Origin of the sequence: Algoriphagus sp. SE2, from assembly GCF_039563885.1 — a bacterium.
In the GTDB taxonomy this organism is placed as follows: Bacteria; Bacteroidota; Bacteroidia; order Cytophagales; family Cyclobacteriaceae; genus Algoriphagus.
In genome coordinates this window covers 31,666-52,815 of sequence record NZ_JBCLWJ010000020.1, presented here as the reverse complement: position 1 = coordinate 52,815, position 21,150 = coordinate 31,666, and the positions used below count along the sequence as shown (strand labels likewise).

Annotated in this window: 17 protein-coding genes; 3 read left to right on the top strand and 14 right to left on the bottom strand. The window is 35.9% G+C overall.

From position 1 onward, the window contains the following. Nucleotides 1–13: 13 nt before the first annotated feature. Both AAGF08_RS18330 and uxaC read right to left on the bottom strand, forming a co-directional pair. Entirely contained in the window at nt 14–832 is an 819-nt protein-coding gene (locus AAGF08_RS18330) for an SDR family oxidoreductase (protein ID WP_343512827.1), read from the bottom strand. A gap of 1 nt (nt 833) precedes the next feature. After that, nucleotides 834–2,279, bottom strand: a complete 1,446-nt coding sequence (uxaC, locus tag AAGF08_RS18325) for a glucuronate isomerase (RefSeq protein ID WP_343512826.1) — start codon at nt 2,277–2,279, stop codon at nt 834–836. 201 nt (nt 2,280–2,480) lie between these two features. On the opposite strand from uxaC, the gene AAGF08_RS18320 reads away from it, so the two are divergent. Beyond that, on the top strand, nt 2,481–3,476 hold the full coding sequence (locus tag AAGF08_RS18320) for a LacI family DNA-binding transcriptional regulator (protein WP_343512825.1): 996 nt from the start codon (nt 2,481–2,483) through the stop codon (nt 3,474–3,476). A 77-nt stretch (nt 3,477–3,553) separates the two neighbouring features. Here the strand turns inward: AAGF08_RS18320 and AAGF08_RS18315 are convergent, their stop codons facing one another. The 4 genes from AAGF08_RS18315 to AAGF08_RS18300 all read right to left on the bottom strand — a co-directional run bounded on the left by AAGF08_RS18315 (nt 3,554) and on the right by AAGF08_RS18300 (nt 11,364). Further along, nucleotides 3,554–5,224, bottom strand: coding sequence for a RagB/SusD family nutrient uptake outer membrane protein (locus tag AAGF08_RS18315; RefSeq protein ID WP_343512824.1), 1,671 nt, complete (start codon nt 5,222–5,224; stop codon nt 3,554–3,556). Nucleotides 5,225–5,230: 6 nt separating this feature from the next. Then, nucleotides 5,231–8,248, bottom strand: coding sequence for a TonB-dependent receptor (locus tag AAGF08_RS18310; protein ID WP_343512823.1), 3,018 nt, complete (start codon nt 8,246–8,248; stop codon nt 5,231–5,233). A gap of 374 nt (nt 8,249–8,622) precedes the next feature. After that, complete coding sequence (locus tag AAGF08_RS18305) at nt 8,623–9,969, bottom strand: Gfo/Idh/MocA family oxidoreductase (RefSeq protein WP_343512822.1); 1,347 nt, start codon at nt 9,967–9,969, stop codon at nt 8,623–8,625. A 12-nt stretch (nt 9,970–9,981) separates the two neighbouring features. Next, nucleotides 9,982–11,364, bottom strand: coding sequence for a DUF1080 domain-containing protein (locus tag AAGF08_RS18300; RefSeq protein ID WP_343512821.1), 1,383 nt, complete (start codon nt 11,362–11,364; stop codon nt 9,982–9,984). Nucleotides 11,365–11,536: 172 nt separating this feature from the next. Between AAGF08_RS18300 and AAGF08_RS18295 the strand changes: the two genes are divergently transcribed. Next, complete coding sequence (locus tag AAGF08_RS18295; protein ID WP_343512820.1) at nt 11,537–12,700, top strand: class I SAM-dependent RNA methyltransferase; 1,164 nt, start codon at nt 11,537–11,539, stop codon at nt 12,698–12,700. A gap of 45 nt (nt 12,701–12,745) precedes the next feature. Here AAGF08_RS18295 and AAGF08_RS18290 read toward each other — a convergent pair whose 3' ends face one another. The 4 genes from AAGF08_RS18290 to AAGF08_RS18275 form a co-directional block, all read right to left on the bottom strand. Then, nucleotides 12,746–14,257, bottom strand: a complete 1,512-nt coding sequence (locus AAGF08_RS18290; protein ID WP_343512839.1) for a DUF4301 family protein — start codon at nt 14,255–14,257, stop codon at nt 12,746–12,748. 106 nt (nt 14,258–14,363) lie between these two features. Next, complete coding sequence (locus AAGF08_RS18285; RefSeq protein ID WP_343512819.1) at nt 14,364–15,245, bottom strand: biotin-dependent carboxyltransferase family protein; 882 nt, start codon at nt 15,243–15,245, stop codon at nt 14,364–14,366. Next, nucleotides 15,242–15,946, bottom strand: a complete 705-nt coding sequence (gene pxpB / locus AAGF08_RS18280) for a 5-oxoprolinase subunit PxpB (RefSeq protein ID WP_343512818.1) — start codon at nt 15,944–15,946, stop codon at nt 15,242–15,244. The genes AAGF08_RS18285 and pxpB overlap by 4 nt, the downstream gene beginning before the upstream one ends. Further along, nucleotides 15,934–16,653, bottom strand: coding sequence for a LamB/YcsF family protein (locus AAGF08_RS18275; protein WP_343512817.1), 720 nt, complete (start codon nt 16,651–16,653; stop codon nt 15,934–15,936). The genes pxpB and AAGF08_RS18275 overlap by 13 nt, the downstream gene beginning before the upstream one ends. Nucleotides 16,654–16,795: 142 nt before the next feature. Between AAGF08_RS18275 and AAGF08_RS18270 the strand changes: the two genes are divergently transcribed. After that, nucleotides 16,796–16,921: a 30S ribosomal protein THX gene (locus AAGF08_RS18270; protein ID WP_343512816.1), complete on the top strand. Its 126-nt coding sequence runs from the start codon at nt 16,796–16,798 to the stop codon at nt 16,919–16,921. A gap of 116 nt (nt 16,922–17,037) precedes the next feature. Here the strand turns inward: AAGF08_RS18270 and AAGF08_RS18265 are convergent, their stop codons facing one another. The 4 genes from AAGF08_RS18265 to AAGF08_RS18250 all read right to left on the bottom strand — a co-directional run bounded on the left by AAGF08_RS18265 (nt 17,038) and on the right by AAGF08_RS18250 (nt 21,034). Next, on the bottom strand, nt 17,038–17,544 hold the full coding sequence (locus tag AAGF08_RS18265) for a YdeI/OmpD-associated family protein (protein WP_343512815.1): 507 nt from the start codon (nt 17,542–17,544) through the stop codon (nt 17,038–17,040). Nucleotides 17,545–17,570: 26 nt separating this feature from the next. Next, the gene (locus AAGF08_RS18260; protein WP_343512814.1) at nt 17,571–19,013 is read right to left on the bottom strand and encodes an ATP-binding protein; all 1,443 of its coding nucleotides are present in this window, start codon (nt 19,011–19,013) and stop codon (nt 17,571–17,573) included. A gap of 11 nt (nt 19,014–19,024) precedes the next feature. Beyond that, nucleotides 19,025–19,468 carry a response regulator gene (locus AAGF08_RS18255; RefSeq protein WP_343512813.1) on the bottom strand — a complete coding sequence of 148 codons (444 nt, stop codon included), beginning with the start codon at nt 19,466–19,468 and terminating at the stop codon, nt 19,025–19,027. Between the two features lie 75 nt (nt 19,469–19,543). Next, the gene (locus AAGF08_RS18250; protein ID WP_343512812.1) at nt 19,544–21,034 is read right to left on the bottom strand and encodes a CHASE3 domain-containing protein; all 1,491 of its coding nucleotides are present in this window, start codon (nt 21,032–21,034) and stop codon (nt 19,544–19,546) included. Between the last annotated feature and the right edge of the window lie 116 nt (nt 21,035–21,150).

The window sequence follows — 21,150 nt, the reverse complement described above, 5'->3', positions numbered from 1 at the left end:
TTTAGCAGAATATTCAGACACCCGAGTAAGCACTAAACCCTCCGTCAACTGGGACTATTGTACCCGTTACAAATTCCGATGCATCGCTGCAAAGCCATTGTAAAGCCCCTAAAAGATCTTCGGGCTTTCCAAATCGATCCATTGGTGTGTGAGTCTTTATTTGGTTACCTCGCTGAGTCAAACTGCCATCAGATTCGGTAAGTAAGGTTCTATTTTGTTCAGTCAAAAAGAATCCGGGAGCGATAGCATTTACTCTAAAACCAGCTCCATGTTTGGAACATAACTCGACTGATAGAAATTTTGTGAAATTATCAATTGCAGCCTTTGCTGATGCATAACCTAAGACACGGGTCATGGGCCGGCTTGCTGCCATAGAACTGATATTCAGGATGTTTCCTTTATTTTTTTTAAGCATTAAAGGAAGTAGAATTTTGGTTGGGAGTACAGTTCCCAAATAATTTAAATCTATTACCTTTTTGAGTGAATCCGTGTCTAAATCCAGAAAGCTTTGACCTGGAGTGATCACCGCTCCTGGCATATTTCCACCTGCAGCATTAATTAAAACATCGATATATCCATGGTCGGATTCGATTTTGGATAAAATCTCATTCAAGGCCTCTTCATCTGTGACATCTGCGAAATAGCCCCAAGCATTGCCTCCTGATTTCTTTATTTCAGAAACAAGTTCATTTACTTTGGACTTCGTTCTTCCTATTACCAAAAGATCTGCTCCTTCTTTGGCAAGATGCATACTCATTGTTTTTCCAAGAACACCAGTTGCGCCAGAAAAGGCAATTTTTTTCCCTTCAAGAGAAAATAATAAATTACTCATATTATAAGCTTATATTTTTCGATTGGAAGTCAAAATAGTTCTTTGCGTTATGGTAACAAATGTCTTGAATGATTTTTCCCAACCAGCCTTCATCCCAAGGCAATTCCCCATTTTCCACGTCATTTCCGAAAAGATTGCAAAGAATCCTTCTGAAATATTCATGTCTCGGAAAGGAAAGAAAACTTCTGGAATCAGTTAACATTCCTATAAAACAACTAACCATTCCCATATTAGAGAGCGTATTTATTTGCTTTTCCATACCATCTTTCTGATCCATATACCACCAGCCCGAACCAAATTGAATTTTTCCTTTTATTGAGCCATCATTGAAGTTTCCGATCATGGTTGCCATCACTTCATTATCTCTGGGGTTAAGATTATAAAGAATAGTTTTGCAAAGCTGGTCCGTAGAATCAAGAGCATTGAGATATTGAGCCAATGCCTTAGCCTGGTCAAAGTCACCAATGGAGTCAAAACCTGTATCAGGACCTAATACTTGAAGCATTCTGACATTAGTGTTTCTCAATGCACCTAAATGAAATTGCTGAATCCATCCTTTTTCATGATACATCTTAGATAATTCTTTTAATACCCTGAATTTGAAGAATTTTGTTTGCTCAGGTAAAAGCGAATTTCCTTTTCTAAGCATTTGAATTAATCCATCCATATCGTAGGAATGATCATTTTCAAAAAAATATAATTGCTCTAAACCGTGATCGGAGATTCTACATCCTCTAGCATGAAAATAATCAATTCGGTTTTGAAGTGCTTGAAGTAATTCCTCATAACTTTTTATTTCCTCACCAAAAGCAACTTCTCCAAGCTTTGTAAGATAATTATTATACGTTTCGGGAGTTTCTACAGCATAGGATTTATCAGGTCTAAATGCAGCATACATTTCAAGGTCTCTGCCTTTTTTGCTAAACTCAATATGCTCATTCAAAGAGTCCGTAGGGTCATCCGTGGTACAAACGACTTCAACATTCATCTTTTCCAATAAAGAACAGGTACTGAATTCCTGTCCCTGAAGCATTTCGGAGGTCTGATCAAAGATTCTACCTGCATTTTCTTTTGTCAATAGTTCTTCAATTCCAAAGTATCTCTTTAATTCCAGGTGCGTCCAGTGATATAATGGATTTCTTAAGGTATATGGAACTGTTTCAGCCCACTTTTGAAATTTTTCTCTATCACTTGCATCGCCTGTAATGTAAACTTCAGGTATACCCAAGGTTCGCATTGCTCTCCATTTATAGTGATCTCCTGCAAGCCAGATTTTAGAAATATTTTCAAACGTTTTATTCGAATTAATTTCAGAAGGAGGTAGATGATTGTGGTAATCAATAATTGGTTGATCTTTCGCATACTCATGATAGAGCTTACGAGCATATTGATTTTGCAAAAGAAAATCTTCTGACAAGAATACTTGTTGAGTTTCCAGATTTCGCATAAGCTTGATTGCAGGTAATTGTGGGTTTTAAAAATCCAATTTACCTTGAAATGATTCCAAAAATGTAAGAAAATACGCAAACGTTTTCGATTTTATATAAATGGAATAGGTGGAATAAGGTATAAGCTTTGTATTTTGAACACTATTTCTAATAATCCCAAAATAAATTTTAAAATGGTTTCTGGTATAAGTCTAAAAGAATTGGCTGCTGAACTTAATCTAGCACCTTCTACTGTTTCACGTGCTTTAAATGATAGCTACGAAATTAGTGCAGAAACGAAAAAAAGGGTTCTCAGCATGGCTGAAAAATTAAATTACCATCCTAACCCTTTTGCTAGGAGCCTTAGAGAAAATAAAAGTAAAACTATTGCAGTCATTATACCTGAACGGATCAATACATTTTTCGCTCAAGTCATTGATGGGATTGAAAAAATAACTCAGGAACATGGATACCATTTATTGGTTTATTGCACCCATGAAGATGTAGATAAAGAAAAAAAGATTGTTTCCTTATTATTAAATGGGAGAGCAGATGCAATAGTAATGTCTGTATCAAGTCAAACGAGTGATATTTGCCATCTAAAGAAATTACATGATCGTGGATTACCAATTCTATTTTTTGATAGAATCTGTAGTGAGATCCCGACAACTAAATTTATTACAAATGATTATCAAATAACTTTAGAAGCTACTAGGCATTTAATTCATCAAGGATGTAAAGCACCTGCATTTTTGATGCTATCTGAGGATATTTCAATTACTAAGGAAAGACATAGGGGCTTTTTGGCCGCATTGAAAGAAGCTGGAATTGAACATAATCCGATGTTAAGTAAAGTTTGTTGTCAAAATGAATCAACTAATATTGAGATTCTAAGAGACTTACTTACTGGTTCAATTAAACCTGATGGAATTTTAGCTTCTGTGGAAAAATTAGCGCTTGCGAGTTATCAAGCTGCAAAGAAAGAAAACATAAAAATCCCCCAGGATTTAAAAATAATAAGCTTTTCAAATATGGGAATAGCGGGCTTACTTAATCCTTCTTTGACAACCATTTCTCAGCCAGCTTGCTCGATAGGAGAGGAGTGTGCTAAAATCCTTATTAAAAAACTAACTAAACCTAATCAACCTGATTTGCCAAATGAAGTAGTGGTTTTACCATCAAAAATTACAATCAGAGCTTCTACCATGGCGGAGTAAATTTGAATTGACTGAAAAAAATAAAAAAAGCTGTTCTGAATTCAGAACAGCTTTTTGTGTTACAACCCTATCTATAATTAATATCCTGGGTTTTGAGGGAATGCACTTGCATTTCCTTCCGCTCTATCTATTTGATTTTGTGGAATAGGTCTCAAAACATGGAAGTCTTGAATATTAGGAGCTCCTTGAGGATTATAAAGTCTTACTCTTTCCACCAATATTCCCCAACGCTTCAGATCAAGCCATCTACTTTGCTCACCGATCAATTCTCTTTCTCTTTCTTCAGTAATAAACTCAAAAGTTAAGTCTGATTCGGAAATTTCCATTTCGGATTCTTTTCCTGGAAAAGCTGCTCTTCTTCTTACTACATTGATGTTTTCTGTGGCCGCTGCTGTTTTTCCTTGACGGAATTGAGCTTCTGCTAGCATTAAATAAGTGTCAGCCAATCTAAAGGCAATGTAATCTCTACCTCCCGCAAATTGAGTTCTGTCCGCTCTTCCTGGATCCTTATGTTTTTTAAGACCTGGAAATAATCTTTCTGTATACAGTTCTGGAGTTAAAACCTGATAAGGATATTTAGCTCTTTCTGACTCAGGCATATTATAACCTGGTAACCACATCGTAGTATCACCAGCAGCAAAAGTTACTGTCTCTTTAGACTTGTCAAATGTGGTATTGTACGTTCCCGGTCTATTAGAAAGGAAGACATCAACGAATGAATTTTTATATCGAGAATCATTTTCCCGGTCAGCGAAAATTACATTTAACGTATAATCTGTAGGTCTAAATCTTTTAAATGGACGACCATTAAAAACATCTCTTATCATTCCAGGCTGAACATCATATTCCATTAAGAAAAACACGTGGGAATTGTTGCCTCCCCCTGTGGTAAGTGGATCATATGTATACTGTGTAGACCAGATTACTTCATCATTGATTTCATTCCCAAAAGCATGAACATCCCCAAAATTAGGCAGTAAACTGAACCCGTAGTTGTCGATCACGCTTTGTAATAGCACTTCTGCCTTTCCATAATCAGCAGCTTCTCCAGCTTCTGAAGTAGCTTTCGTTAGATACACTCTTCCTAAAAGATGCTCGGCTGCAGGACGAGTCGCTCTTCCATAATCGCTAGATTTTGCCTTGGCTTCCAAATTTGGAATTGCTTCCTCTAAATCCTGAATAATAGCAGCATAAACAGAGGCTACAGATGCTCTTGTTACTTCTTTTGTGGGTACAGAAGTTTCAGAAAGTTGTAGATCAATCCCTCCAAATAATTGGACCATTATGAAATAATGATGTGCACGGATAAATTTTGCTTCTGAAATCCGCTGAAGTAAGATCTCCTCAGAAATACCTGTAGCATTGGCTGACCTATCAATCACAGCATTACAGGTATTGATACCTCTATAAAATTCATCCCAAATTTCACGGACATGACCATTTTGTGAATCAAATTGATTCGTATAAAAATTCATGAATTTCCAGGAACCATCAGCTCCATTTGTATAGGAGTCAGTTCCAAAAATTGTGAAATTATTTCCGCGCTCTGTTCCGTACCAAGCTCTCATGGTACTATAAGCGGCATTGACTCCATCATTAAGACCTTTTGCAGTACTGAGGTAGTCATTACCAATTTGTGACACTACATCTTCTTCAAGAAATCCACTACATGCGGACATTGCTGAAATTCCTAGTATCAAGGCTGTAGACTTAGCCCAAAAGTTTATTTTTATTGCTAGATTTTTCATTGCTGATTAGAATTTTGCATTAATACCAAATGTGAAAGAAGTAACGGCAGGAGAAACATTCGAATTCACCGTTCCACCGCCTACTCCTTGCTCCCCGTCTATAAAGACTTCCGGATCTATACCTTTGTGCTCTGATCTGTAATTTGCAAATATGAAAGGCTGTTGAATACTGGTGTAAATTCTAAGACTTTGAAATCCGATTTTCTGTACAGCTTCCGGAGTGAAATTATACCCCAAATTGATGTTTCTTACTTTGATGAATGTTCCATCAAAATATTCCATAGAACTTGCATACTTAGCCCGTTCCTGATTTACATTTGGTCTTGGATAAGAATTAGTAGGATTGTTTGGAGTCCAATAATCCACATCTAGATTGTTGTAACGACCTGCTAAGGTGTTGTTTCCTGTATGGAATTGAGAACGGATCATAGATCCAAATCTTCCAAACAGAAAGAAGGAAAAGTCAAAGCCTTTATATGAAAACCTATTCGTCATACCTAAAGAAAAATCAGCAACAGCAGAACCTAAAAATTGTCTGTCGTCCGCATTAATTCTTCCATCACCATTAAAGTCTTCCACCTTAATTTCCCCTGGAACACTTCCGAATGAATTTGCTTCATCTAATTCACTAGTTTGCCAAATTCCTATTTTCTTCAGATCATAGAAGATAGTCAAAGGCTGTCCAATAAATCTTCCTGCAGATATGTCATCTCCATTTGGAAGAGAAATAATTTCCTCTCGATTTCTTGTGAAAATTAAATCAGTTGTCCAGGTGAAGTCACCTTTCTCAATATTCAAAGTGGAAATAGTTAATTCAATCCCTCTATTTTGAGTCTCTCCAATATTAGTAGTAAAACCTCCAAATCCAGTTGAATTGGGCAGGGGTTGAGGTGCCAATAGATCTGAAGTATTGGTTATATAGTATTCTAAAGCACCAAATACTCTACTATTCCAAATTGCAAAATCCAAACCTACGTTAAAAGTAGTAGAAGTTTCCCATCTTAAATCCGGATTACCAATTGTATTTGGTCTATATCCAAATGCTGCAGAATTATCAAAAGCATAACTTGTTCTTCCCAAGAGAGCTTGTGTTTGATACGGGTTTATTGCCTGATTTCCAATTGAACCGTAAGAAACTCTAAACTTCAATTGATCCACCGTTGTAGAATTTTGCATAAAGCTTTCAGAATGTATATTCCAGCCTAAAGCTACAGATGGGAAATAACCAAAGCGGTTGTTTTCACCGAATCTAGAACTTCCATCTGCCCGCAATGTAGCAGTAAGTAAGAACTTGTTTTTGAAATCGTAATTAATCCTGCCCATGAATGAAAGCAAAGCCCATTCTCTCAAATTGGTATTTGCACCATTAATTTGAGAAGCATCTCCTAACCTATGGTAAAACTGCGATTCAGCAGGAACGCCTTGTACACTTACGGTTGTTTGTTCGTATCGATCCTTCTGAATGGATTGAAGAGCCGTAATGTTTAAGTTATGTACTTCGTTAAAAATTTTGTTATACGTTAAGATGTTTTCCAAAGTATAGTTGAAAGTAAATTCATCATTTACACTACCTGTAGCATCACCCCCACGTCTGGCATTAGTTTGCGATCCTGTAAATCTACCGTTTCTACTAATAGTGATGTCTGGCCCAAATACCAAACGATAATTTAACCCTGGGATAATCTCGTAATTGGCAAAAATACTGTTGAAAATTCTGTAATTCTTTGTTAAGTCTTCTTGAGCGCCTGGTACAATCTCAGCGAAAGGGTTTGTCCGTAAACCATCCGAAGTTGGTAGAAAAATGATGTTCCCATCTTCATCAAAAGGCTTGCCCAATGGGTTCTCTGCTAAAGCTCCACCTAAAGGATTGAAGTTCTCACCGTTTCTTTCACTAAATGAAACCAAAGTTGAAGTTCCAAACTTGATCTTTTTATTGATGGAATGATCAATATTTGCTCTAAAAGTGTAACGTGTATAATCCTGATTTTTGATAACACCCTTATCATTGAAATAGTTAGCGGAAACGAAGAAAGTGGTTTTATCAGAACCTCCGCTCACGCCTACTTGATGGCTTTGGATGGCGCCATTTCTCAATAATCCTCCTACATAATCTGTACTCCTACCTAAAGCAATCCCTTCCAATTCAACTGGTTCAAATAAAGATTCATCGGCTTGAGGGGTGGCAGGTCCATCAGGATATTCACCACTGGTTCTCCTTGATTCTCTTTTATATTCTGCGAATTCAGGTCCATTGAAAACATCTATTCTACCAAGCTCTCGGTTCAATCCATAATAGGAGTCAACGGAAACTATGGTTTTTCCTTTAGTACCTCTCTTAGTGGTGATTAAAACGACTCCATTAGATCCTCTAGAACCGTAAATAGCAGTTGCTGATGCATCTTTTAATACCTCCATAGAAGTAATATCCTGAGGGTTGATATCATTCAAACCACCTACTACTGGAATTCCATCGATTACATACAATGGTTCATTTGAAGCGTTGAATGATCTTCTTCCTCTAATTCGTACTTGGGGAGCCGATCCTGGCTTTGATCCAGGTTGAGTTACATCCACACCAGCAGCTCTACCTTGCAAAGCTTGTCTTGCATCTGTAATCGGTAATTCCTGAATCTCTTTGGATCCCACAGATGAAATAGCACCTGTCAATTGACTTTTCTTAGCTGTTCCATAACCAACTACTATTACTTCTTCCAAATCAGAGAGATCTGGCTCCAACGTGACATCTATAACACTTTGATTTCCTACAGCAACTTCTAATGGAGTATATCCTATAAAAGAGAAAACCAAGGTCGCATTTCCTTGTGCATTAATACTGTACTTTCCGTCAAGGTCAGTTGTGGTTCCACTGGTTGTACCTTTCACCAGAATTGTTACTCCTGGTAAAGGTGAGCCAGTTTCATCCAAAACTGTTCCACTTACTTGGGCTTCCTGTGCAAAGGAGCTTGTAACACCAAGGAGCAGAAAAAGCACTACCATAAGGTAAGTGTAAAATTTAGGCTTCATAATTTAGGGGTTTATGTTAAAATAATTGTCTTTCATCACAGAATAGCAGCTTACACGAATGGTTAAATATTATGTATAGACGTCTATTATTAGTGATAACTGATTCAAAATAGGTGGTAAATAGAAAAAGAACTAAAAGTTTTTACGCAATCGATTGCGCTTAAAAAAAGAATTATTTTAGATTTAAAATCCCATTGATTATTTGATAGTAAAACGGCTAAAAAATTATAATAAACCTAAAGTTTCAACTAATTAATTATCGTTTACTTATATTAGTTTAACTTTGTTGAATAAATTAGTTAAGTTCATTTAAATTTTAAAAAAAAACACCCATCACTTCAATAGTGATGGGTGTTTTTTTCTATAAATAAGAATTAAACTTTAGGCGGTTCCCAACCTTTTTCATATTCTCTTGTCCAAAGAGTTTTTGCTTTCTCAGAATTTAATATATGTCCATTGGAAGGGTTACAAATTAATGATTCTCCTGTTCTGTAAGAGATATTTGCAAGGTGGCATAGTAATGTACTAACTGCACCTTCTTCTATAGTGGAATTCTGTTTTTCATTCCCTCGAATTGCTTCGAAGAAATTAGCAACATGTATTGTACTCATATCTCCGCCACCACCAAGCTGAGTTCCTCCTTCATTATTGGCAGAAAGGTTTTCTTTAATCAATTTTCCTGATCTGTCGAAATGTTTATATCCTCCTCGATCTACATAAACTGATCCCTCAGAGCCATATATAATAGTACCTCTATCACTTCCATAAGTACTATATCCATTTCGGCTTTTACCATCCCATTGAATTACTGTGCCGTTTTCGAATTGATAAGTGGATTCCAAGGTGTCATACATGGTCCACCCATCATCCTCAAAGTGATATTTACCGCCTATCGTGGATACTTTTGTTGGGTAATCCACTTGAAGAGCCCATCTCGCCACGTCTAATTCATGCGTTGCATTGTTTCCTGTTTCTGCAGTGCCATAATCCCAACCGTACCAATGCCAATTATAATCCCAGGTGTTATGCGTATAAGCTTTTCTAGGAGCAGGCCCTTGAAACAGCTCCCAATCCAATCCCTCGGGAGGAGAAGTCAGGGTCGGGTTTACAACAGCTCCTCTGTTATTGCTATAAAATGCTTTTGCCTGAGAAACCTTTCCAATTGCTCCTGCATGAATAGCTTTGATGATTTCAATACTTTCAGGGGCAGAGCGTTGCTGATTACCCATCTGGATTACATTTCCATATTTTTTTTGGATTGCGATTAATATTTCTCCTTCTCTAGGATTATGACTACATGGCTTTTCTACATAAACATGCTTGCCTCGCTCTGAAGCTAACCATGTGCCTGGAGCATGCCAATGATCCGGAGTAGCATTGATTAATGCGTCTACTTCTTTATCTTCCAAAACTTTCATGATATCCCCTTCCAGTTTTGGTTGGTAGTCAATATGCTTTGAAAAATTTTGAGCTGCTTTTGTCATCTGAGATTGCATAACATCGCAGAGATACATCAGGTTTACATTGGTTTTGGGTAATTTAATTGGCTCATAATATGCGCCTAATCTTCTCCCCAGTCCTGCAATGGCTACATTGATTCTTTCGTTGGAACCAAGGATTTTACCATAACTTTTAGCCGAAAAACCTAGACTTCCTAATGCGGATATTCCAACTGTAGCTGCCGCAGATTTCTTTATAAACTGTCTTCTATTGTTTTTCATTTTTTCTTGGGCTTATTTAAGAGTCTTTATTTTTATGTTTTTAAAGCTGACTTCATTTCCATGATCTTGTAATAATATATAGCCTTGATCAGCTTCTCCGAAATTTGTCCATTTAGCATATTTGCTGTTCGCTACTAATGCTCTATATTCCTCTGAACCCCGGTCGTATTCTAAAATCTTGACACCATTAAGGTAGTGAGAAACATGATTGTTTGGCTCTACAACCACTCGACCCTTATTCCATTCTCCTATAGGCTTAATAAATCTTGGTTGCTTATCAGCAGTGATCAAGTCATAAAGACTTGAAAGAGTTCTGTTTCCAGCGATCCCCATTTTTGCATCTGGATGATTTTCGTCGTCAAGTATTTGATATTCCAGTCCAATAGCTGATCCTGAATTTCCTTCTGATAAAGTTACAAAATACTTTAGACCACTATTCGCTCCTTCGGTTAGCCTGAATTCAAATCCTAAATCAAAAGCGGAAAATTCTTCAGTTGTCACGATATCACCAGCATTGGTAGATTCTCCTCCATCAGAGGCCGCAATGGTAAGGATTCCATCATTTACAGACCAACCGAAATCAGGAAAAGTTTCCTTGTAGGCACCTTTCCACCCTTCCGAATTCTGTCCGTTAAACAATAACTTCCAACCAGTATTCTTTTCATAGTCAGTCAATTCATTTAATCGGTTATTGACTACAAAAATGGATTTGTTAAAAGGTTTAGGATCAAGGTTTGTTGTTTTGATTTTGACATTTTTAAAATAGGTCTTGTTTCCCTCATCCTCAGGGTTTCTGATACTATGAACTTGTAATCCTATAAATCCACTTTTATCCATATCGTCAACCACATATGCAACTTCTTGTCCATTTAGCCAAGTTTTGATTTCATCTCCTATCACTTCAATTCTATAGTGATTGAATTCTCCCATTTTGAATGCTGTTTTTGCTGCAGGATTTAAGTCTAATGGGTATAACCAGCCTCTTCTAGCTTCATCATAAACTCCACCAGACCAAGCGCGTTCGCTCGGATCAGCTTCGATTTGATATCCGAATACAAGCCCTTTTCCGTCTCGGGCAGCAGGATCAAATTGACCTCTAGCCATGACTCCGGAGTTACTTGTTAGGTCTTCTACTTTTAAGTCAAGTTCTAAAATAAAATCACCGAATGTTTCTTCTGTTATTAAAAATGTATTCGGAGATCCGGCCACTGCTGAACCTTCAATTACTCCATCAACAACTTCAAAAGTGGCTGTTCCAGCTACCGGTTTCCAGCCTGTTAGATCTTTTCCATTGAAAAGATCCTTCCATTCATCTTCGGCTTTAGGGTCTGCTGCACAACTTAAAAGAAAGACTCCTGTAAGCATTAAATAGAATAGATTTTGGACTTTTTTCATAAATTTTAATTTTTTTGGGATAGGTTAAAATTCCTGATTTCAACCCTATCGAACAACTAGCATGACTTCTAATTTACGCAATCGTTTTCGAGTTACAGGGTTAAATTTTACCGAATGAGGGATCTGATTTTTGAACGGAGAAAGAATCAGATGAACTTTCTTACTTTTGCGTATGCTTGATTTTGACCAAAGAGGAAAAGTATTTATAACATGCAAAGATCGTTTTGCATCATACCTTGAAAAGGAAGTTAGGGAACTGGGTTTTGTTCCAGAATCTGTCAGTAGAACTGGGATAGAGCTTAAAGCCAGTCTTGAGGAATGTATGGATTTAAATCTTCATTTGCGTACAGCTTCTCAGGTGCTTTTTGAAATCAAATCCTTCTATTTACAAAATGCTGATGATATCTACAGAAAGATAAAAGCGATTGAATGGGAAGAATTCCTGGACGTAGATGGGTATTTCTCTGTAAATTCTGTTGTAGACAATGAAAGTATTAATAACCCCATGTTTGTAAATGTGAGGGTAAAAGATGCAATTGTTGATAGATTTAGGGATAAAACAGGAAGAAGACCCGATTCAGGTTCTGATTTTCAAGGATTAGTTTTCCAACTTTATTGGAAAGGTACCCAAGCCTCAATGTACATAAATACCTCTGGTGAAACGATTGCTAAACATGGCTATCGGAAAATCCCAGGAAAAGCTCCAATGCTAGAGGCTTTAGCTTCAGCAACTATTTTTGCAACAGAGTGGAATACCCGGGTACCATTTGTCAACCCTATGTGTGGGGCAGGAACTCTTGCGATCGAAGCAGCCTTATTAGCTACCAAAAGATATCCTGGACTTTTTAGAGATAACTATTCCTTTCAATATATTCTAGGTTATCAAGAAGAGGCTTTTAAAGCTAAAAAGAAGAAGCTGGAGAATAAAATCATGGAAGTCCCGGAGGTTAAAATCATTGCATCAGATATTTCTTTGCAAGCAATAGCGTTTGCAAAGGAAAATGCTATTGTAGCAGGAGTGGATCACATGATTGATTTTCAGGTTTGTGATTTTGAAGAGACTGTGATTCCTGAAAAACCTAGAGGAGTCGTGATTTTTAATCCCGAATATGGGCAAAGGCTAGGAGAGTCCTTAGAATTAGAAGAAACCTATAAAAGAATGGGAGATTATATGAAGCAAAAATGTGCCGGATATAGAGGTTACATTTTTACCGGAAATATGGAACTCGCTAAAAAAGTTGGTTTGAAAGCTAATAGAAGAATTGAATTCTGGAATGGCACGATCGATTGCCGCCTCTTGAAATACGAATTATACGAGGGGAAAAAAGAAACTTAAAAAAAGTCAGAGGTTTATGACCCTCTGACTTCTCAATTTCAATTGTTATTGATGTTCATCTCTCAATAAATCATTTACTGTTTTTACTGGATTGAAAGTGATTAATGGAACTTCTACAAAAAGAGTATTCCAACCTGCCATCGCGCCATTCCAAAGTCCAGGTAATTCTAAAGCTTTCAAATCTTTTCCACTTTTAGATTTCTCAGTAATGAATCCAGTCATCATATCTCTATATTCTAAGAGATCAAAATCATTCCCTTCAAAATCTTTTGTTCCACAAACCAAATCAACTGGATTAAAGTGGGTAGAGGCTTGGAAAAGCTTTTTAGTTTCAGGATTATTTAAATCAATCTGAGCAGTTTCTGCTATCTGTAGGGAAAGTGAACCATCTGACTCTTGAACCCAAAATGGCCCACCTCCTGGTTCTCCCGTATTTTTCACCATTCCACAAACTCTGATGGGTCTGTTTAATTTGGTTTCTAGGATTGATGCCTTTTCATTCAAAGATTTTTTCTCAAATCCATCTGGAAGTTTTCCTCCCAAATGATATTTAAATACATGTTCTGCATGACTTACTGAACTTTCTTCTACTTTGTTTTTTAATCTCAACAACGCTTCAAAAACGCGTTCCTGAATTTCTAAAAGTAATCCACCAATTGCCATTTTGTAGTCTTTGGTTTCACCTTTTAATCGATCTGGAACTACATTATCAATATTTTTGATGAAGATGAGATCAGCAGTAATATCATTTAAGTTTTCCAAAAGTGCTCCATGACCTGCTGGTCTGAAAAGAATGCTTCCATCGTCCTCAATAAATGGTGAATTATCCATATTCACAGCAATCGTGTCGGTGGATTTTTTTTGTTGGGAATAACTGATATCAAAAAGGATCCCGTATTGTTTTTCCAGTTTAGGCAGAATGGAAGCTACCTCCTCTTTGAATTTACTTTCATGCTCGGGGGAAACGGTAAAATGGATTTTTACGGTATTTCCGGCACCCGTGGCATATTGAACTCCTTCAATCATGTGCTCATGAGTTGGAGTTCTTCTTTCTTCAGGATAGGTGTGAAATCTGAGAAGTCCTTTTGGTAAACTCCCATAGCCAAGTCCATTATTATCTAACAAAGCTGATAAAATTCCTTTATAATCTTTACTATCCAGTTTTTGGTTAATGCTGCTGCCTTGGGATTTAAGGTATTCATCCAAGTCATCATAGAATGCAAATTTTTCTATGTTATTCATAAACTTCTGCACAAACGGAGATTTACTTAAATCTCCATCCCCTTCAAGAAAGGCAAAAAGATCTTTAAACATTCTGGAAGCAGCACCGCTTGCTGGTACAAACTTGACAACTTCTATTTGAGCAGCTTTTTCAGGATAGGTTTTTTTGAAATGATCCAATTCCTTTTCGCTCAATACTTTGATTCCATTTCCAGGAGTAGCAGGAGCCACGATTTTTAAAAAAGGAAAGCCATTTTTGAAATGGCCAATTTGTTGTTCTACAACTTCAGGGTTCATGCCCTGCGACAAAATCTTTGATTTTAAGCCAGCATCCATGGTTTTTGGGTTGAAATAGTGATATGTTAAGATAATAGGCATATTAGCTATGCTCAAATTTGTAGGCTGTTTTTTAAAGATTTTTTTTGAAAAATTACGAATACCTTCAATTTTCAAAAAAAAGCTTCTTTAAAATGAAAGTTATTTTGTCTTTAGGCTTCTTTTGTGCCAGCTGTGAAATGGAATCCTCTGAAAGTTGCAAGATTCTGGGATAGCCACCAGTTGCTTGAGCGTCTTTCATTAAAACAATCATTTTTCCTCCTGAAGTTAACTGTACCGTGCCCGGAAAAACGGGTGAGGTAGCTAATTCTTCAAGCTGGTTTGTGATAAGCTCTTCCAATTGAAAAGCCATCCTGTTTTGTTGATTAGAAAGCGTAAATCTAGTATTCAATATCCGGGATTGAGTTTTTCTATTAAGTGCTTTCCATTCTGGTCCTGGATATACTTCTATCACTGATGATTCCATCCAATCCCTAGGGAATTTTACTTTTGCTCTCGAATTCTCTAAATCACTTTTAGTGGAAAAATATGGAATTTGATTTCCCTTTTTAAGCATACCTAGCTCAGTAATTCCTGGGTAGCAACTTTTACTATTTAAAGCTTTTGGAATATTAATTCCGTTTTTAATTCCCAAATAAACTCGAGCCCCAACGGTTATTGATCCAATTTCTAGAATATTTCCATTTTCAATGGACAGAAGACCTTCAGACGTTACGTTCAAGCCATTTATTGAGGTGGCCGACTTTGCTCCTGCAATACAAATAATCACTGGAGCTTCAAATTTAATTTTAAAACCAGGTTGAGAGATTTCAATGACTGCCTCGTTTTCAGCATTTTTTAAAAGATGATTTATCCATTTCATGGACACGGTATCCATAACTCCGGATATAGGAACTCCATATTGGCCAAATCCGGTCCTTCCTAAATCCTGAATACTTGTGCCAGGGCCAGTTTTTAGAATTGTGAAATATGAAGTTTCGGTTTTCATATCCAAGATGGTGTTTCAGGATTTTTCTTTAATCTCAAAAACTCTTCTTCATTAATCGGAATAAACCGAACTTTATCCCCTGGCTCTGCCCAAACAGGTGGGATTGTATTCGGTTCAAAAAGAGTGAATGGAGTTTGTCCAATAATGTGCCAACCCCCCGGGCTATTCGAAGGGTAAATACCTGTTTGGGATCCTCCAATAGCTACAGAGCCGGCAGGTACTTCCTTGTCAGGAATAGATTTTCTTGGGGAATGTAGGGCTTGATGCAAACCTTGGAGATACATAAAGCCTGGTAAAAAACCAAAAAAATGTAACCTGTAAGGATTTGAAGAATGAATTTCTATTAATTCTTCCGCTGTAAGATTTTTACTAGTAGCCAAAGAGATTAAATCTCTGGAATAGGCTCTTTCATAACAAACCGGAATTTGCCATACCTTTTCTGACAAAGCCGGATACTGAGGAAGGTGTTCAATTGATTCAATACAGCTATTAACATTTTGAGAAGGAACATTTGAATTCCAGCAAATTCCCAATGTTTTAAAACCAATTCTAATTTCCTGAATTTCCTCTTTGAATTGGATTAATAGATGCTTTTTCAAAGCAACTTGTTTTTGAAGCAAATAGTCTGAAATCTCCTCATTCCATTTTACCTCAGACAATTTAGGAGTGATTATGTAATATTCTAAATTCAATCCCACCATGTTTTTCTAATTTTTGGAAGAAATTGTTCCAATCCAGGATTGTCACCATGGAAGCAAAAGGTATCAACTTTTACAGGTATTTTGGAACCATCTATTGATTTAATTTCCTCATTTTCAAAAATTTGACTTAAATGTCTTAAAATACTTTTTTCGTCGCTCAATAAGGAATCTGGGGTTTTTCTTGAAACCAAAGTTAAATCAGGATTGTAGGCCCTATCAGCAAAAACCTCACTTCTTGTCAATAATCCTTTTTGTTTTGAAAAAAACTCCATTTGGGATTTTGGAGGAGTGAAAACTGGTATTTGTGGATAATTTGATTTTAGGAAATCCGTAAGGAAATCAGCAAGTTCTTGGTTTGCTGCAGCATTATTGTATAAGGCTCCATGAAATTTGATATGATCGAATTCTAATCCGACTTTTTTTAAAACTTCTTCAAATAGATTGATCTGCATTTGAATACTTATCATCAATTCATTATTTGAAATTTCTAAGGATTGTCTCCCAAAATTTTTCTTGTCTGGATAGGAGGGATGCGCACCTACTTTTTTCTCGAATTTCTTGGCTAACAGAAGGGTTTTCTCAATGCTAAACTGATCACCAAAATGTCCCCCACAAGCAACGCTGGCAGCATCAATCCAAGGGAATATCTGACTTTCTGAAGGAATTCCTTCCCCTAGATCACAATTTATTTCAGGTAATTTTTCCATAGTTTTTGAAATATGAAAATTCCACTTAACAGAGACAAGAGAATTTTAAGATAAACTTTCAGTAAACCTCTGTTGAGATCATTCTTGATATTTTTTTAGCTGTTTTTTAAATTTGGTCACATCAAATTAAACCAAATAAATTATGGGAAAAGGAGATATTAAAACAAAAAAAGGAAAGACAAATCGAGGAACTTTCGGAGCAAGTAGGCCAAAAAAGGCTGCCAATAAGGAAGCAAGAAAGAAAAAATTTGAAGTGAAAACATCATGAAACTGAAAAGGGACTCTAAAGTCCCTTTTTTAATATACTATTTTTGCTCTAGTTTCTTTTCAATCTTGAATTGAGGTTAATTAACTGGCTTAAACCTATTTCTGGCAAGCAGATCTTCACATATTATTGTAATATTTGATCATCTCATTTAATTGCTTGAAATCTAACTTGCCCTTCGACAATCTGAGGTGGTGCATGATAGCTAGAGATTTTTTCATTCTGCTTTCAGGACTTTTTACTTTGGTGACGATATATACCAAGCTTCGTTGTTTACCAGGAGTTAAAGATTTGAAAAAGTCGGCCCCTTCTTCATCCTGATCAAGCAATACTTGAAATTCTTCAGGTAACTCATGTCCATATTCACTGTTGTCTTTCTCTAAGGAAATTGAAATTAAATCTCCAGTTTCTAATCTTTGGGCTTTTCGGATTTCTTGATTTATTAAAATATACCAATAATCTTTTGACTTCATCAAAGCCATATGCCAAGGACCTTCACCATTGACTTTAACTAATACTCTTCGGTTAAAATCATCTATTATTTTTTTAGAAATGTCATCGGGAACAGGCACATGAAAACTCCAGTGATTGAATTCAAAACTTTCCAATTTCCCCTTGAATTCCATGATCTAAAAAATTAAAAAAGAATGACTTAAGAACTTAGGTTGAAACTAATGATAAAAGTTGTACCGGTTCCTTCTTCACTTTTCACACGAATCGAACCGCCATGACTTAAAATGATATTTTGTGTGTTTGTAAGACCTAAACCTGACCCGCCTTCTTTGCTGGTGTAAAAGGGTTCAAATAACCTTTCAAGATTTTCTTTTGGAATTCCTATCCCATTATCCTGTATCTCAAGGCGACAAAGCTCATCTTTTATATAGGTTTTTAAATAGAGCTTCCCTCCATTTTTAGGCAATGCTTCTACAGCATTTACCAGTAAATTAATAAGTGCGATTTTTACTTTTTCAGCGTCAACATCAATATTGCACACATCATTTTGATATTCTTTTTTTATTTCAAAACCTTTGATTTGAATTCGGTCTTTAACTTGTTCTAGGGCCTCATCTAGCAATTCATTGATAGAATGATTGCCAATATCAAGTTCTGAAAACCGTGTACTTTCTAATAATTGAGTTACCAGTTGATTTATTCGGTTACAGTTTCTTTGAATAACTTCGATCAGATCACCGCTTTCATTTAGCACTTCTTCAGGAAGTTCCATTTGTAATTGATCTGCTGAAAGGACAATGGTAGTTAGCGGGTTTTTAACTTCATGTGCTAATAATCTTGCAATCCTTCCAGTGGAGGAGAATTTTTTTAAGTTTAGTTCTTCCTCCTCTTTAGCTTTCATGGCTGAAAGATCTTTGATCATGACATGAAAGAGATTTGAATCTTGCTTTACAATGCTGATTAGTGAATTAATGGTGAGGTTTTCATTTATTTTAAGTTCTGTCTCAAGATCATAGAGTTCAGATTTTTTACCTAATACATCCATAAAAATGAGTCGGCTTATTTTGTCGACAAAGTAATCACAAAAAAAATAACCCTCTCCAGAATCATCAGAATGGGGTTCAATTCCGAATTTATTAATAAATGTCGGGTTTGCTTCTAATATTTTACTTGATCCATCCATCAGCAAAAATGGATCTCCTGCCCGTTCAAAAATCATCCTGAATTTCATTGCCGCATTATCCAAAGATTCCATTAGTTGGGAATCCCGGATCGCATACCGTAGTGTACGGTCAAGTGTACGGGCATCAAACTCACCTTTTATCAAATAATCAGAAGCTCCGAGCTCCATAGCTTCTTTATCAATACTTCCTGTATTCATACCGGTTAGCATGATTACCGGCGCATGTTTTTGTAATGATTTGATTTTTTGGATCAAATCGAGACCTGTCTCTTTCCCCAACTTATAATCCACTAAATAGACATCATAATGCTCTTTAGCCTTGGTAAGTGCCTCATTATATGATGTGGCAGAAAAAATTTGATATTCAGGTTCTTTTATTCTTTTCAGAATATTTGAAAAAAGTATTAAGTCATCTGGATCATCATCAACATAAAGAATGCGGATTTTTTCTGAACTCATAAAAATTGTTTTTAGACTGGTAACATCACCGTTTTAGACCAATAATTTTCTATTTCTTTTGCAACTTTTACCAGACCTTCAAAAGATCCAGGTTTAGTGATATAGCTATTACTTCCCATTTTATAGGTGATTTCTATGTCATCTTTCAGATTAGAAGTTGTAAAAATGATGACTGGGATTTTCTTAAATTCGTCATGACTTTTTATTTCTGCAAGAGCAGCTCGCCCATCTTTTTTAGGCATGTTTAAATCCAACAGAATGATATCCGGGATTGAATAATTATCCATTTTATCAAATGGAGATGCTTTATTTAGATATTGCAATAAAGCCTCACCATCTGCAACACAGGTGACACTTTCTTTTGGAAGAGTTCTTTGGAATGCCTTAATGATTAATAATTTATCATCATCATCATCTTCAGCAATAAGTATGTTAATTGGTCTTTTCACAAGCATGGAAATATATGAGTAAAGAAATCAATTTGATTTTTTTGAATAAACCACTATCTAATTAAAATCAAATTTTAATACTTACACTTTAGTAGTATTTTTTTTTATGATAGGTATTAAGATAGTGAAAACAGATCCTTTTCCCGGTTGACTAGAAGCATAAATAACGCCATTAAATTTTTCGATGATTTTTTTTGAAATAGATAATCCAATACCTGTACCCTCAAAAGCATCCCTTCCATGCAATCTCTGAAAAATTGCAAAAATCTTTTCAGAATAGTCTTTTTCAAAGCCAACACCATTATCCTCAACTGTGATTTTATAATATTTGGAATTACCATCTAGCTGAGTATGCTCATCAATTTCTTTTTTATCAGCTAAACTACATTTTATTTTAATTTCGGGAGTTTCACCAGGTTTAGAAAATTTTAATGCATTAGAAATCAAGTTTTGAAATACCATTCTATACTCTGTTTCTTTTCCTATTACCTTGGGAAATTCTTCCACTTCAATAATTGCTTTCTTTTCAAGAATCGCAATTTCAAGATCTTCTAAAACAGTATCTATAACTTGTTGAAGATCTATTTCCCCTGTTTCTTCCTCAGAGATTCTACCTGCCCGGCTATATTCGAGTAAATCAGTAATCAATCGTCTCATTCGATTGGCTGCTGCAGTAATTCTATTTAGATATAGATCTCCTTCTTCATCTAATTTTTCTGAGTATTGATCAACTAATAAGTCCGAGAAGGCTGTGATTTTCCGTAGAGGTTCCTGTAAATCGTGGGAGGCAACATAGGCGAATTGCTCTAATTCTTTGTTAGAATCATCTAAAAGGTATAATTGTTCTTGTAGTTGCTCCTGATAGTTTTTTATTCTTTTCGCAGCGAGTTTCTGAACTTTATTGTAGTGAAAAATCGAAAATAAAGTAATGACTCCTACAGAAATAGAAAATAAAGAAATTAAGCCAACAATAAAGGGTAGGGCATTAATATTATTGAGTAAAGATTTATTTCTTTCTACAAATAATCTGTTTTCTTCATCATTGATGGTTCTTACAATTTCCTTGATATCCCTGTATCCACTTAATGCATTTCCTACTCTCAATTGGCTGACAAAGCCATCTAAACTTCCGTTTTTCCTATAATAATTGATAGTCTGTTCAAAAACCATAACTCTTTCATTGATCAATTTTTCTAGGTCGCTTAGGTTTTTTTGTTGGACTGGATTTTTTAAGGTTAAATCCTTAAGCTTATCCAATAACTTTTGAGCATCTATTAAGGATTGTCTATAGTTTGTCAGGAAGTTTTCATTACCAGTAATTACAAAACCTCTGAGGTTTGTTTCTCTTTCCAAAATACTAGCGTATAGCTCACTTGTTCTTTGCAAAATATCCTGGGTTTCTATTAACGCAGACGTATAAAAACCGATTCTTTCAGAAGTCCAATAGGAAATACCACTTCCAATGATAATCAGAAATAAAGAGATGATTGCATAAAGCTTAATCCTGTTTAATGATGGATTGCTCTCTTCAATAATCTGGGAATTACCAGATTTGGGGAATTTATTTCTCATATCTGTTAGGCTTCTAAATTTTAATAACAAGAATAATTACAAAAAACACGTTTTTTTCTGGCTCAGAGCCCTTTTTTCAAAAAACCATTATCTAGGCATGCACATTGGTTTTACTT